The organism is Streptomyces parvus (assembly GCF_032121415.1).
In the GTDB taxonomy this organism is placed as follows: Bacteria; Actinomycetota; Actinomycetes; order Streptomycetales; family Streptomycetaceae; genus Streptomyces; species Streptomyces globisporus_A.
Map to the genome: position 1 here is coordinate 147,679 of NZ_CP135078.1, position 14,352 is coordinate 162,030.

The window sequence follows — 14,352 nt, forward strand, 5'->3', positions numbered from 1 at the left end:
ATGACCGCGACGACCCCTGACTACTTCGAGCTCCGCCACACCGTCGGCTTCGAGGAGACGAACCTCGTCGGCAATGTCTACTACGTCAACTACCTTCGCTGGCAGGGCCGTTGCCGGGAGCTCTTCCTGAAGGAGAGGGCGCCTTCGGTGCTCGCCGAGGTCCAGGAGGACCTCAAGCTCTTCACACTCAAGGTGGACTGCGAGTTCTTCGCCGAGATCACCGCCTTCGACGAGCTGTCGATCCGCATGAGGCTCTCGGAGCTGCGGCAGACCCAGCTGGAGTTCACCTTCGACTACATCAAGCTGACCGACGACGGCGGCGAGACCCTGGTGGCGCGGGGACGACAGCGCATCGCCTGCATGCGGGGCCCCAACACAGCGACCGTGCCGACCCTGATACCCGAAGCCCTGGCCGAGGCGCTCGCGCCCTATTCCGCCCGGGCCGGCTCCTACGCGGGACGCGCCGCCTAGGTCCCCCGCCCGGATCACGCGGGGCTCTCGAAGCCCGGCACACCGCTCGGGTGCTCTCTCGCCGACGCTCCGCGACCGCTCTCCGCCGACTGACCCGGCCCACCCGGTGGGCCACCCGTCCCAGCCCGGAACACACTCTGTGAAGGAAGTACGAGATGAATACGCTCGACGTCGTCCTCAAGCACCTGGCAACCGACATCGAGGAGCTGGCGCAGCTGGTCGAGAAGATCGACGACGACGCCTGGACCACTCCGACGCCGGCGCCCGGCTGGACGGTCACCGACCAGATCGCCCACCTCACCTTCGTCTTCAACCTGGCCAGGACCGCGGCGGCGGCACCATCGGAGTTCAAGGCGGTCACGGCTGCCGCGGCCGGCAACTTCGACGGAGCGGTGAACGCGGCCCTGGAGCAGTTCAAGGGCTTCCCGCCGCGGGAACTGCTCACCCGCTTCAGGGACACGGGCCGGGCCTCGGTCGAGGCACTCGCCGCGGTGCCCGCCGACCAGGTGGTTCCGTGGCTGGTCAATCCGCTGCCGCCGGTCGTCCTGGGCTGCGCCGGGATCATGGAGGTGTTCGCCCACGGCCAGGACGTCGCCGACGCCCTGGGAGTCCGGCGCACGCCCACGGAGCGGCTTCGCAATATCGTCGACTTCGCCTGGCTGACACGCGACTTCGGCTACGAGTCCCACGGTCTGACCCCGCCGGCCGCCCCGTTCCGCTTCGAGCTCACCGCCCCCTCGGGCGAGGTCTGGACGGTCGGCCCCCAGGACGCCGACGAGACGATCAGCGGTCCCGCGCACGACTTCTGCCTGCTGGTCACCCGCCGCCGCCACCGCGACGACCTCGCCCTGACCGCGTCGGGTCAGGAGGCGGAGAAGTGGCTGGACATCGCGCAGGCCTACCGAGGTCCGGCGGGCGAGGGGCGCAGGCCCGGACAGTTCGCGGCGACCGGGAGCTGACCGGCGCTCCGGGTCCGGTGCCGTGCGACTCGTGGACCCACGGCGGGTCAGTATGCCTGGTGGACGGCGGCTTCGGCGGGCTCCCGGTCCCGGCCGATGTCGGCCAGGGCGTGGAGCACCATCGGCGGGTTGTCGGCCAGCCTCCGCAGCAGGGGAAGCCACCAGTTCACCCCGTAGGTCGCGTGGATGCGGCAGGGGCGGCCCGCCACCCGGTGGCGGCGCAGCAGATCGGGCCGGACACCGTAGAGCATCTCGATGTCCTGGACGTGTTCGAGCAGACCACGCTCCTGCGCCCCGGCCAGGACCTCGGCGTCCTGCGTGGCCAGACTCAGCTCGACGCCCCGGTCCACGAGAAGCTCCGCCAGGTCCAGATACCGGTCGTCGAGAGCGGGGCCCCGCAACAGGGCGGTGCCCGCGGGTTCGGCCGAGGAGCCCATGACCAACCGCACGGTGCGGCCCGGCGCCGCCACCGCCATGGCGTCGTCCCCCGTGCGGTGCAGGTGCGCCTGAAGCGTGATTCCCAGGTTGTCGTAGCGGGTCACCAGGGCGTCGTGGACGGCCAGGACGGTGTCGATGTCCTCGGAACCCTCCACGAGGAGGACGATTTCACTCCCGCGGAGCGCCGCGGCGGCCGCCAGCCGCCCGGCGTTGCGCAGGGCCGCCCCGGCCGAGTGGGCGAGGCCGATCCGGGAGAGATCCAGACCGATCCGGTCGGGGGCCGGTTCCTGATCGAGCAAGCTCAGATGCTCTTGGACCACGTGCTCCGCACGAACGGCGTCGATGGTTCCCTGATCGGGGCCGACGAACTCCGCGCTCACCCGGTACCCCCGGGAGCGCAGCCGGACGGCCTGCTCGAAGAACCCCGCGCGGTCCGGGGCGAGCACGTAGCGGCGGGCGGCGGGGAAGAGCATGTCCCGCAGTGCCGAGGAGGGCGCGGCGAAAGCGGTCCGGCACCGCGCGTCGCCGGCCAGCCGCCGCAGTCCCTCGGCCGCCGCCTCCAGCAGGGCACGCTGGGACATGTCGTGGTTCACGGCTGGGCCTCGGCCTTCTTCTCGGTGGGAGCCTGCTACTGCCAGGGCCGCTGTACCGGTCAGCGGGCGCACACCGGCGCCTTGTTCCGCGCGGTGCGGCCCGTCGGCCGGGCGACGAGGAACCGGAACCGGGCCGGTGCCCCACCCCCCATGGGTCGGTGGGTGTCCGGGACGGACAGACATGTACCAGTTTTCGGCAAAGTTTTGCCATGTTGGCAAGCATTGGTTGCCTGACCAACACACCAGCACTGGCGAGCATCCTCGCCGATCAACTCGATGTTTCCCATATGGCCGCCCGAGGTCGGAGGAGGCTACCTGGCTTGCATATCAGCACGCCCCTCCAGTAAAGGCAAGCAATTGCCATCGGGTTCGACAATTTCGGCAATAAAGTGACTGAAGTGGGAGGTACGCATGTGTCAGCAGACGCACGACCGGGGGCGAACAGCCGTGGCCGTACCGGGGGGCAGCACGCAGCAGCACCTCGCGCCGACGGTGGCGGGTACGGCGGGGCGGTGGACCTCGCGGGCCGAAGCGGCGTCAGCCGCCGGTGGCGCCGCGGACCTTCCCGCGTGCCCGCATGAGGCATTCCGCCGCGAGCCGCCAGATCTCCGCGGCGAGGTTGATGTTGGAGTTCTCCTGCGCCTCCTCGGCCAGGAGCTGAAGGCCGGCCAGGCCCTCTTCCTCCTCCCCGCTCAGGATGCGCAGCTGATGGCCGAGGACCTCCAGGCGGATCCGGCTCTGGTAGGGCAGCCGGAGCTCCGTCCTGCCGAGCCTCTCCAACAGCGCGCGGGCATCGGCGAACCTGCCCTCATGGAAGGCAAGGCGCGCCCGCAGCGCGGCGAGGGACTGCTCCAGAGCGGATGTGCGGGCAAAGGGGAGAGCGGCCTCCGCCGCTTCCATGCAGATCTGTGCGGCGTCGGGTTCGGGGGGAAGCTTCTGCAGGTGGAGTTCCGCCATCGCGATGCGCAGCCGCAGCCATATCGTCAGGTTCTCCCGGCTGTCGAACCCGTCCAGCGCCTCTTGGAAGAGGACCTCGGCCGCGGCGAACTCGCCCTGCCGCACCTTCAGCGCGCCCGCCGTCCACAACGCCTCGGCCCACAGGGTGTCGGAGCGCCCCCTCACCAGGACGGTCAGCTCGTCGGCGTGGCGCCGGGCGTCGGGCATCCGCCCCGCCTCGGCCTCCACCGACACCAGAACCAGCAGCGACGCGGCCCTGTCCTGGCTGGACAGCACGTGGTCCACCGCGAGCCGGTGGGCCGCGCCGGCAGCCTCCACCGCCGGAACGATCTCGCCCAGTACTCGCAGCGACCGGGCGAACTGGGTCAGGGCCCGGGCGCGCAACTCGGCCAGGCCGATCTCCTCACTCAGCGTCACCAGCTGCTCAAGGTAGCCGTGCTCGCCGACCGAGTCCCCGTGCCGGCGCTTCCACTGCCCCAGCAGCCACAGAGCCTGCCAGCGGAGCATCGGATCCTGGCCGTGCGCGGAACGCACCGCCTCGGCGAGAAGTTCACTGGTCTCGTCGGACTCCAGGGAGGTGGAGAGGGAGAGGATCTGGGCGAGCGAAGTGGCCCGGGAGCCCTCGAACTCCGACGGGCTGATGCCGAGTTGTCCGGCCAGGTGGGCGACGGCGCGCTCCGTGGGCTGCCGCGCGCCCGATTCCAGGCGCGAGAGATAGCCCGTAGACATGCCGTCCCCCGCGAGCGCGGCCTGGGACAGGCCCCGCTCGGTCCTCAGCTGCCTCAGGCGACGGCCGAAAGATGGCTGCTCCAACACGTGCACGCCCCAACGAATAGATGGAGGACGAAGGTTCCTGGCCCGGCCCGGTCCCCGTGGCCTGCCACGCTACTCATTCCAGATGTGCCAGAGAGTATGCCGGTCGCGTGCGGCTTGGCAAACCTGTCGACCTCGACGGCCTACGCATCTCGCTCAAATGCGGTGCGTGGATGGCAAGTAGAGTTGCCCGTGACTTGGAAAAGTATTGCCAGGCAGCATGTGCTCCCGTACCGTGACGAGAAGCCGATGCAGCCGACACATGCCCATGGAGGTGGCGAAAATGGCCAGTGACCGCTCTGCCGTCTCCGGCCGGAACCGTTCCGCGGGGTCCGGCGCGCCGCAGGGCCGTAGTGGCGACGAGTACCGGCTCGGTGACGTGGGCGAGTTCATGATCGGCGTGTGGAGCGAGCTCCTGGGCCGCTCCGATCTCACCGAGCATTCGGACTTCTTCGCGCACGGCGGGGACACGCTGCTGATCACGCGGCTGGTCCGCAGGATCACCGAGAGGTTCGGCGTCGCGGTGTCGCTGCGCGAGCTGTCGCGGCGCAACCTCGGCGACCAGGTGGCGCTGGTGCATGCCTCGCGGCTGCGCTCTGCCCGCCGGGGCTCCCGGCGCGCGGCCGTCACCACGGGCGACATCCGCCGGGTGCTGGTGCGCGGCTGGGGCGACCTGCTCGGCTTCCCGGACCCCTCCGAGGGTGCCGACTTCTTCGCCCACGGCGGTGACTCCCTGCTGATAACCCGGCTGGTCCGCAGGATCAACCGCGAGCTGGGCGTCACGCTTCCGGTGCGCGACATGCTGGCCGCCCCGACCCTGGGTGAGCAGACTCTGCTGCTCAGCGACGCGGTCGCGGGATCTCGCCGCTCCGTCTTCACCAGCGGCCGACAGTCCGACTGATACCCAGGCAAGTTGCCAAAGTCTGGCATATCGTTGCCACTATGAGTCCGATTCGCTAGCTTCCTGGCATCACGAGGTCTCACCGTCCCGCGGTCACGCCGCCCTCGCTAGGAGCTCGCATGGGTACCGCACTTCACGTTGCCCGACTGTCCCTCCTCATCGGCACGTTCGGACTCGTCACCTTCTTCACCACGGCCTCCGCCCACTCCGCAACGGGAGGAGAGGACGTGGAATGGCCCTTCACCAACATCTGCGTCGCCGACGACGACGTCGAATGGCCCTGATCCGCCGCCTTCCGCCCCTCGTCCTCCCGGAAAAAGGGCCGTGCCCCGCACAGCACCCGACAACGGCCTCCCCGGCATCAGCGGCCTGATGGCTTACCACCCGGGCACCGCCGCACCGCTGGGCGATCTCGTCAACGCCCAGCTGCGGTCGCCGTCCTCGCCCCGACCGGGGAACGCGAGCTCATCACGGCGTACGTCCCGTATCTCGGCCGTCTCGCCACCGAGCTGCCCAAGGACGGCGAGTACGACGAGCACTCCGCCCGGCAGACCGTCGCCAACGGCTGCCGAGCCGCGATGACCCAGACCGGCTGACGCCTTCCCGGAGAGGGACGACTGATGAGCACGCGGCGCCCCTGGAGCACCGCCGACGTCCCGGACCGCACCGGAACCACCGCGGTGGTCACCGGTGCGAGCTCCGGCATCGGACTGCACCTGGCACAGGAACTCGCCCGGCACGGCGCCCACGTGGTGCTGGCCGTGCGCGATCCCGACCGGGGGGTCGCCGCGGCGGCCCGCATCCGGAGCCGGGCGCCGTCGGCCGAACTGACGGTCCGCCGGCTTGACCTCTCCAGTCTCGCGTCGGTGCGTGCCGGCGCCGAGGAACTGCGCGACCGCTTCCCGCGCATCCACCTGCTGGTCAACAACGCGGGCGTGATGTGGACCGACCGGGCCCGCACCCCGGACGGAAACGAACTCCAGTTCGCCACAAATCACCTGGGGCACTTCGCCCTCACCGGTCTGCTCCTGGACTCCCTGCGGGCGGCGCCCGGCGCGCGGGTCGTGACGATCAGCAGCTATCTGCACCGGCTGGGACGCATCGACTTCCGCGACCTTCACGGCGAACGCCGCTACAGCCGGTACCGGGCCTACAACCAGTCCAAGCTGGCCAACCTCATGTTCGCGCTGGAACTCCACCACAGGCTGGTGGAGTCGGGCGTGGATCTGGCCTCGCTCGCCGCTCATCCCGGGCTGACCGCGACCGGTCTGGCCCGTGGCTTTCCCGCGCCCGTGCGCAGGTTCGGCTCCCCGCTCGCCCCGCTGTTCCTCCAGCCCGCCGCGGCGGGGATGCTGCCCGGTCTGCGGGCCGCCACCGATCCCGGCGCACGCGGGGGCGAGTTCTACGGGCCCCTCGGCGTGACCGAGACCCGGGGCGCACCCGGGCTCGTGCGCCCCGGCAGAACGGCCCTCGACCCCCAGGCCCGGCGCCGCCTCTGGGAGGAGTCCGAGCACCTCACCGGCGTACGCCTTCGGCCGTGAGGCCGCCTTCCCCAGCCGCCGCGGGGCCGTTCACCCCGGCCCGGCGGCCTCGGGCACGACGAGCCTACGGCCGACACGGATGGCTGTGGTCAGCGCCGCGTAGGACGTGAGCTCGACGAGTTCGCGGTCGGTGGGCCAACGCCGCCTGAACGCCTCGATGTCCTGCGGGAGCACCTGGTAGGGGGCGAAGGCCGTCAACAGTGCCAGCCGTGCCGCGGGAACGTCCTGGGGCGGCAGGCCGGACGCGGCCTCGTCGAGCCATCCCCGGCCGAGACCCGGCGCCGATCCGTCCCAGGTGTCCAGACGTGTGCGCAGCCGCTCCCGGACCGGTTCGGGCACCCAGTGCGCCCCCTGGTCCACGGCGGCGACGGCACGCCCCAGCGCCTGGGCCACGAAAGGGTTGCTCTCGGCCCACTCCAGTCCCGGCGGCAGGGGAGCCGGGGGCAGGAGATCGAGAGATGCGCCCGGCGTCAGCGGACCCGGGGCGACAGGACGCATGGCCAGTGCGGTGGTCCTCATGATGGGTCCGCGCAACGGCGTCGGCGTCCGGGCCGGCATGGGGGAGTCCTCCAGGAAGAGGGACACCATGCGGTTGATGTAGTGGAACGTGACCACGACGCCGCACAGTTCCGCCGCCTGTTCCCTGCTGAACGCAAACGGCTGCCCGCCGCTCGCCGCACCGCCGCCGGGTCGCCGACCTGCCTCCCGGACCCACCGCAGCAGCCCGGCTTGGCCGCCGTCCGGGGGCAGTGTCCCGAGAACCGCCTGATGGACCTGGACGCAGTAGGGACAGTCGTTGGCGCGGGAGACCTCGGTGGCGACCGTCTCCTTCACAGCCCGGCTCACCTGTCCGTCGACCAGCAGGGTCTCCCGCAGCATCAGCCACGCCGCGGCCAGCGACGCCGCGGCGGGCGAGTGGAGTGCCAGGGGCGGCGCGAGCACGCCGAACTGCTCCTCCGTCTCCCCGTACACCCGCGCCACCAAGGAGCGGGCCCGGCGCGGGGAGACCACGTCCACGTACCTCACCTGCCGCAGGGAACCCCGCAGCACTGCCCGAACGAGCGGCCTCATCGTCGTCTTCCCTTCCCTTCGTCGACGCTCGGCGCCCCCGTCGGCGAGGGTTCGCCCAGCACGTCCGGTCCAAAGCGCGGCGCCGGGCCGTCGCCGTCGCCGGGTGGCCCCGCCCCCGGGCCACCCGCGCGGATGTCGGGACCCACCGCGCCGGGACCGAGCACCATCTGTTCCATCAGCATGCGGACCAGCGCGGTCGCCGCTTCCTGCGCGGTCGCCGCGCTGTAGGCGGCGGGCGAAGCCGCCGCGGTGCCGAGGACCGTGTCGGCCGACGGCCTCGCGGTGGCGGGTGCCACCGCGGCCGGCACCCGGGACGGACGGTCGCTGTCGCTCATGGGCTGCCTCCCTGACCGGTCCGGGCGCCGGCCCGGCGTGACCGGCGACGGGCGCCGACGCCGGCCGTGGCTCCGGCCGAGAAGCACATTCTCACTCCTCGGACCGGTCGTGGACTTCTCGTGGGATGCGCTGTCGCACGGGCGCGACCGGCATCGGCGAAGGTGACCGGCAATCAAGGAGATGCGACGTGCGCAGGACTCGGTGAACCATGCGGGAGCAGGGCGACGCCGTCCTGACCGATGCGCGCAGACGCCTGCTACCGCATACCGCGGACAGGACGTCTCATGATTCCCGGAGGATCGAGTGGACCAGACGCCTACGCCCGCCCGTACCGAACTGGTGGAACGGGCCTCGAAGCTGAGGCCGTTGCTCCAGTCCCACGCGGCATGGACCGAGGAGAACCGGCGGCTGCACGAGGAGTCGGTCGAAGCGATGGCCGCGGCCGGAATATTCCGCATGCGCGTGCCGGCCCGCTACGGCGGCTTCGAGTCCGACACCCGCACCCTGGTGGACGTCGCAGCCGAACTGGCGCGCGGCGACGGATCGGCCGCGTGGACGGCGTCGGTGTGGTGGATACCCACCTGGATGGCGGGCCTCTTCCCGGACCACGTGCAGGACGAGGTGTTTTCCCGGCCGGACGTCAGGGTCTCCGGCACCCTCAGCCCCGGCGGTATGGCGGCCCCGGCCGACGGCGGCGTCGTGGTGAACGGCAAGTGGGGCTTCATCAGCGGCGCCTGGCACAGTCACTGGCAGGTCCTGATCGCAGTCTCGCCGACCCCCGACGGCGGCATGCAGCCCGTGATGGCCCTGGTGCCGACGGACCAGCTGCAGATCGTCGACGACTGGCACACCTCGGGCCTTCGGGGCTCGGGAAGCGTCAGCACCATCGCCTCGGACGTCTTCGTCCCCCAGGAGCGCGTCCTTCCGCTGGGCGCGGTGCTCCAGCAGCAGTACGCCTCCGAACTCAACGCCGGATCGCCGATGTTCCGGGCGCCCATGCTGGCCGTGGCCTCGGCCTCGTCGGTCGGCACCATGACGGGACTGGCTGCGGCCGCCCAGGACGTCTTCCGCGGCAGGCTGCCCGGCCGGAAGATCACCTACACCGAGTACGAGGAGCAGGGCGCGGCACCGATCACCCACCTGCAACTCGGCGAGGCGACCCTGCTGGCCGACGAGGCCCGGTTCCACGCCCACCGGCTGGCCGACCTGGTCGACTCCAAGGGGGCTTCGGGCGAGGCCTGGACGCTGGAGGAGCGGGTGCTGTGCCGCGGCCTGCTCGGGCGGGCCTGCCGGCTGGGCAAGGAGTCGGTGGACATCCTCGCGCAGGCGAGCGGCGGGTCCTCCATCTACAACGACGTCCCGATCCAGCGCGTGCAGCGCGACGCCCAGAGCATCACGCTGCACGCGCTCATGAACCCGAGCACCAACCTGGAGCTGTACGGCCGGCTGCTGTGCGGTCAGGGGCCCAACACCCTGTACGTCTGAGACGGGGCGCACCGCCGGCCGGGGCGGTCGCCGCGTTCCGGCCGGCGGGGTGCTCAGGGCCCGGACTCAGGACTCTAGGGTCACGGGGAAGGTTTCGAGGCCGCGGACGACCCAGCGGTCGCGGTAGACGGGCGGCTCGGACACGGCCAGCCCCGGGAAACGGCGCAGTAGCCGCGGCAGCGCGATCCGCGCCTCCAGGCGGGCCAGCGGAGCGCCCAGGCAGAAGTGGCCGCCGGCGCCGAAGCTCAGCGGCCTGGTCGCCTCCGATGCGCCCCGCCGGGACGCGTAGCGGTCGGGGTCGAAGCGGCCGGGCTCGGGGTGGCGGTCGGGATCGCGATTCGCGGCAGCCAGGATCAGGATCAGCTTGGAGCCCGCCGGTACGGGCAGGCCCAGCAGGTCGACGTCCTCGGCAGCCCACCGGCTGGTGACGTGGACCGGCGGCTCGAACCGGAGGATCTCCTCGACATAGCCATCGGCGAAGTCCGCTTCGGCCCGCAGCCGGGCCGCGTACGCCCGCTGTTCGAGGGCGATCATCACCCCATGGCCGATCAGAAAGCTCGTGGTCTCGAATCCGGCCGTGAGCAGCACCATCATGGTGCCCATCAGTTCGTCGTGGTCCAGGCGCCCGGGAGAGGCGTCGTGGGCCTCGGCGAGCAGGGTGACCAGGTCGTCGGCCGGGGTGCGGCGGCGATGCTCCAGGAGGTCGTCGAAGTAGGCGCTCATCTCGTCCATGGCGGTGTCGGCCCCCGTGAGCGCGGCGGGATCGGTGAAGCCGTCCGTCGCCACGGCGACCCGGGAGGCCATGTCGCGGAACCACACCTGGTCCTTCTCCGGGAAGCCGATCATCTCGCTGATCACCGCGACGGGCAGCCGGGCGGCGAACTCGGCGATGAGGTCGACCGGGGAGCCGTCGGAGCCGAGCCGCGCCATACGGTCGAGGAGCCGGTCGGTCATGTCCTCGATCACCCCATGCATCCGGCGCACCTTGGGCGGGGTGAACGCGAAGCTCACCACTTGGCGCAACCGGCCATGATCGGGCGGGTTGCTGTAGAGCATGGAGCTTGTGAACCCCCGGACCGAGGAGTGCGACCGCCACGAAGGGAAGACGACGTCGTAGCTCCTGGCATCCTGTACGCGCAGGGCAGGTTCCCGCAGCGCCCGGTCGCACGCGTCGTGGCCGACCACCACGAAGCGGCCGGGCTTCGCGGGGACCGCCTGTCCGTGTGCGCGGATCGCCTCGTAGAGGGGGTAGGGGTCCTGACGCCCGCGCACCGTGCCCAGCGTGTCGAGCGCCTCCATCGGCGACATGACCATGCCGGCCATATGCTCTCTCCTTGTCTGCCGTGACCCGCGTCGCGTTCGGCCGGGGCCCCGCGCCGGTCAGACCACGGACATCTGGATGATCGCGGAAGGACCTGCGGGGTGGACGGCGGCCACCCGGAGCCCGGCCCGGCCGGCGAGCTCCTCGAACTCGTCGACGCCGCGCTCCTTGGCTCCATAGACGCACAGCATGCGCAGGTCCATGCCGGTGTGCGGGGTGTCACCCGCCGAGCCGGTCGACTCGATCACGAACACCGACCCCGTCCGCCCCGCCGCCTCGGCGCAGCGTCGCAGGATCGCGACGGACGCCTCGTCGTCCCAGTCGTGCAGGACCAGGGACAGGACATAGGCGCCCGCGCCGGCGGGAAGGGGATCGAAGAAGCTCCCCGAGACCGCGTTCGCCCGGTCGTCCAGTCCGGACGCCGCGAACGACTCCTTGGCACGCTGCACCGCATCGGGCAGGTCCAGGACCGTGCCGCGCAGCGACGGAAAGGCGGTCAGCAGCGCGATCAACAGGGATCCGTCACCGCCTCCGAGGTCGATCACATGACCGGTGCTCGCCCAGTCGAAGCCGGCCACCACGGCCGGGGCGCGGGTGGCGACGTCCTGTCCGAGCAGCCGGTTGAAGGATTCCGCGCGGCGGGGGTCGTCCGCCAGGTCCTCCCAGAAGGAACGGCCGTAGCGCAGGGGGAAAGCTGCCTTCCCGGTCCGAACGCTGTGCAGCAGGTCGACGAACGACAGCTCGCCCCGCCCCGCCCCCTCCATGTCGAACCAGGCCCGGACGCCGGCGGGGTGGTCCGCGCACAACGGCCGGCCCAGGGGCGTCAGCGTGTACCGGCCGAGTTCGTCACGGTCCAGCAGGCCCCGGACGGTGAGGTAGCGCAGGAGCCGGTCGAGAGAGTCCTCGTGCACGGCCGCCGCGGCGGCGAGTTGGCCGGCGGTGTGCGCCCCTGCCGTGATGTGGTCGGCGATGCGCAGTGTCGCTGCGACGCGCACGGCCATCGGAGTACCCAGGTTCGCCATCGACCACAGTTCGGCGGCCTTGCCGTCCTCATCGCCCAACACGGCTCTTCCTTCCGGGACATCGGCCTTCGGCCGGTGGGCCACCATCGTGACGCCAAGTCTCGGGCGTCCCATCTTCTGGGTTGCTCAGTCGTACGGCGGGCGGCCCGGGGGAACCGGCCGCCCGCCGTACGGGTCTCGTCGGGCCGGGGTTCAGCCCACGGGCTGGGACGTGCGGTCCTCACGGACGGGGGCCGGCCCCCCGGACGTCTTCGACAGCGCGCCCGGCCACCAGAACCGGGGCCCCAGATCGAGCGCCAGTGCCGGCAGGAGGATCGTCCGGACGAGGAAGGTGTCCAGCAGGATGCCCAGGCCGACCACGACACCCATCTGAGCCATCGGCACCAGCGGTAGCGTGGCGATGACGGCGAACGTGGCGGCCAGGACCACACCGGCGCTGGTGATGACGCCCCCGGTGGTGGTCAGGCCGGTGAGCACGCCCTTGGCATGGCCGTGCAGAGCGACTTCCTCCTTCACACGGTGCATGAGGAAGATGTTGTAGTCGATTCCGAGGGCGACCAGGTACACGAACCCCAGGAGCGGAACCGACCAGTCGACGCCGGCGTGTCCCATCACGTACTCGAAGAGCAGGTTGGATGCTCCCAGGGCCGCGAAGAACGACACGACCACGGTGCCGAGCATGATCAGCGGTCCGGTGACCGAGCGCAGCAGCCAGATCAGGACGAGCAGGACCACGAGCAGGACCGCGGGGACGGTGACCCACAGGTCACGGACCGAGGCACGCTGGGTGTCCAGGCTCTGGGCGGTCGTACCGCCCACCAGGGCGTCCGTGTTGTCCCGCAGGGCATCGATGGTGTCCTTGGCCCCGCTGCTGTCGGGAACGTCCTTGAGCACCACGGACAGCAGGGTCAGCTCTCCGTCGGGAGTGGTGGGGCCGTCCTCGACGGACACCACTCCTTCGGTCCCTTCGGCCGCCCGACGGACCTCGGCCACGTCCGCGCTGGGCGCGACGACGGTGGCGGGGTCGGAGGAGCCGGACGGGTAGTGGGCGGAGATCCGCTCCTGAGCTACGACGGACTCGGGCTTCGTCTGGAGCAGTTCGCTCTGGGTGAGTCCCATGTCGAGCCCGAGGGAGCTGAGGGCGAGAAGCCCCGTCGCGGCCAACGACAGCACCCAGGCTCGGCGCGGCCGGGCGGCCGTGACGGAACCGATGCGCTCCCAGCGGCTGTGGGACGCCGGGGCCTCGGCGGCCGCGGCCGACTCCGCTGTCCAGCGGGGCACGAAGGGCCAGAACACCCAGCGGCCCAGGATGACCAGCAGTGCGGGCAGGATCGTGACCATGGCGAGGAAGGCGCAGACCACGCCGATCGCACCGACCAGGCCCATGGAGCGGGAGGAGTTGACGTCCGCGAGGACCAGGCAGACGAGGCCGATGGCGATGGTGCCGGCCGAGGCCAGGATGGCCGGGCCCGACCGTCGCAGCGCAGTCTTCATGGCGACGTGCCGGTCCTGCTCGCGGCGCAGCTCCTCACGGTAGCGGGCGATGAGCAGCAGGGCGTAGTCGGTGCCGACACCGAACACGAGGACCATCAGGACGCCGGAGCTCTGCGGGTCGACCGGCAGCCCGGCGTACTTGGCAAGCATGTAGGTGCCGACCTGGGTCAGCACGGAGGCGAAGCCGACGGAGAGCAGGGGCAGCAGCCACAGGATGGGGGAGCGGTAGGTGATCAGCAGCAGGATGGCGACCACGAGACCGGTGACCATCATCAGCATGGAGTCGAGGGACTCGAAAGCGCCGGCGGCGTCGGTCGTCGACCCGGCGGGCCCGCCCACCTCGATGGCGACGCCCGGGGGGGCGTTGGCGTCCGCGACATCGCGGACCTTCTTCGTCGTGGCGACGATGTCGGCGTCGCTGATCAGCGGAACGACGACCATGAGCGCTCGGCCGTCCTCCGACTCCAGCGGCGCGTCGACCTTCTCGCCCTCGGCGGCCAGTTCCTGGAAGGCGGCTATGTCCTTCTCGGCCTTGGCCCGCCCCTCGGCGGGCAGCGAGCCGTCGGCACTGTAGACCACCACGGCCGGCATCAGCTCGTCGGCACGGAACTTCTCCAGTTCCTTGTTCAGCTTCGCGGACTCCGAGCTGCGCGGAAGGAAGGCGTTGGCACTGGAGTCCTGGACGTCGGCGAGCTTCCCCGCGAGGGGGCCCAGTGCCATCGCGACAATGAGCCAGGCGGCCAGGACCAGCCACTTTCCACGTCTGTCACCGGGCACACCACTGGTGCGCTTGAACCAGGCTTGCAAGGGGGGCTCCTTCGGACACGTCTCGGATTCCGCGATGGCCGGGAGTGCCGGGAAGGCCGCACTGCACGGCCGTTCCGACGCGGCCGGCGGGGGCCTCCATCGTTCCCAACTCCACCTGGGCAACGTCAACTTCCAGATTGCGC

13 protein-coding genes are annotated in these 14,352 nt (G+C 71.1%); 6 read left to right on the forward strand and 7 right to left on the reverse strand.

All coding sequences use genetic code 11. From position 1 onward, the window contains the following. Together RNL97_RS00640 and RNL97_RS00645 are read left to right on the forward strand one after the other, a co-directional pair. Entirely contained in the window at positions 1–471 is a 471-nt protein-coding gene (locus tag RNL97_RS00640; RefSeq protein WP_030592661.1) for an acyl-CoA thioesterase, read from the forward strand. Positions 472–626: 155 nt separating this feature from the next. Next, positions 627–1,430: a TIGR03084 family metal-binding protein gene (locus tag RNL97_RS00645; RefSeq protein WP_030592659.1), complete on the forward strand. Its 804-nt coding sequence runs from the start codon at positions 627–629 to the stop codon at positions 1,428–1,430. Positions 1,431–1,477: 47 nt separating this feature from the next. Here the strand turns inward: RNL97_RS00645 and RNL97_RS00650 are convergent, their stop codons facing one another. Together RNL97_RS00650 and RNL97_RS00655 are read right to left on the reverse strand one after the other, a co-directional pair. Further along, the gene (locus RNL97_RS00650) at positions 1,478–2,461 is read right to left on the reverse strand and encodes a proline dehydrogenase family protein (RefSeq protein ID WP_050500230.1); all 984 of its coding nucleotides are present in this window, start codon (positions 2,459–2,461) and stop codon (positions 1,478–1,480) included. A 537-nt stretch (positions 2,462–2,998) separates the two neighbouring features. After that, positions 2,999–4,240: a helix-turn-helix domain-containing protein gene (locus RNL97_RS00655; RefSeq protein WP_308381922.1), complete on the reverse strand. Its 1,242-nt coding sequence runs from the start codon at positions 4,238–4,240 to the stop codon at positions 2,999–3,001. Between the two features lie 274 nt (positions 4,241–4,514). Here RNL97_RS00655 and RNL97_RS00660 point away from each other — a divergent pair, with 274 nt between their 5' ends. The 3 genes from RNL97_RS00660 (at position 4,515) to RNL97_RS00670 (ending at position 6,673) form a co-directional block, all read left to right on the forward strand. Then, positions 4,515–5,132, forward strand: a complete 618-nt coding sequence (locus tag RNL97_RS00660; protein WP_030592651.1) for an acyl carrier protein — start codon at positions 4,515–4,517, stop codon at positions 5,130–5,132. Positions 5,133–5,251: 119 nt separating this feature from the next. Continuing rightward, positions 5,252–5,416: a hypothetical protein gene (locus RNL97_RS00665; protein WP_158709179.1), complete on the forward strand. Its 165-nt coding sequence runs from the start codon at positions 5,252–5,254 to the stop codon at positions 5,414–5,416. Positions 5,417–5,752: 336 nt separating this feature from the next. Next, positions 5,753–6,673, forward strand: coding sequence for an oxidoreductase (locus RNL97_RS00670; protein WP_030592648.1), 921 nt, complete (start codon positions 5,753–5,755; stop codon positions 6,671–6,673). Positions 6,674–6,703: 30 nt separating this feature from the next. Here RNL97_RS00670 and RNL97_RS00675 read toward each other — a convergent pair whose 3' ends face one another. Next, on the reverse strand, positions 6,704–7,744 hold the full coding sequence (locus RNL97_RS00675; RefSeq protein ID WP_030592645.1) for a carboxymuconolactone decarboxylase family protein: 1,041 nt from the start codon (positions 7,742–7,744) through the stop codon (positions 6,704–6,706). After that, positions 7,741–8,079, reverse strand: a complete 339-nt coding sequence (locus tag RNL97_RS00680; protein WP_030592642.1) for a hypothetical protein — start codon at positions 8,077–8,079, stop codon at positions 7,741–7,743. The genes RNL97_RS00675 and RNL97_RS00680 overlap by 4 nt, the downstream gene beginning before the upstream one ends. Before the next feature lie 304 nt (positions 8,080–8,383). Here RNL97_RS00680 and RNL97_RS00685 point away from each other — a divergent pair, with 304 nt between their 5' ends. After that, positions 8,384–9,565 carry an acyl-CoA dehydrogenase family protein gene (locus RNL97_RS00685; protein WP_030592639.1) on the forward strand — a complete coding sequence of 394 codons (1,182 nt, stop codon included), beginning with the start codon at positions 8,384–8,386 and terminating at the stop codon, positions 9,563–9,565. Positions 9,566–9,631: 66 nt separating this feature from the next. Here RNL97_RS00685 and RNL97_RS00690 read toward each other — a convergent pair whose 3' ends face one another. From RNL97_RS00690 to RNL97_RS00700, 3 genes are all read right to left on the reverse strand, one after another. Then, the gene (locus RNL97_RS00690; protein WP_243316618.1) at positions 9,632–10,888 is read right to left on the reverse strand and encodes a cytochrome P450; all 1,257 of its coding nucleotides are present in this window, start codon (positions 10,886–10,888) and stop codon (positions 9,632–9,634) included. A 57-nt stretch (positions 10,889–10,945) separates the two neighbouring features. Beyond that, entirely contained in the window at positions 10,946–11,947 is a 1,002-nt protein-coding gene (locus RNL97_RS00695; RefSeq protein WP_030592633.1) for a methyltransferase, read from the reverse strand. Positions 11,948–12,100: 153 nt separating this feature from the next. Further along, positions 12,101–14,209, reverse strand: coding sequence for an MMPL family transporter (locus RNL97_RS00700; RefSeq protein WP_243316619.1), 2,109 nt, complete (start codon positions 14,207–14,209; stop codon positions 12,101–12,103). Between the last annotated feature and the right edge of the window lie 143 nt (positions 14,210–14,352).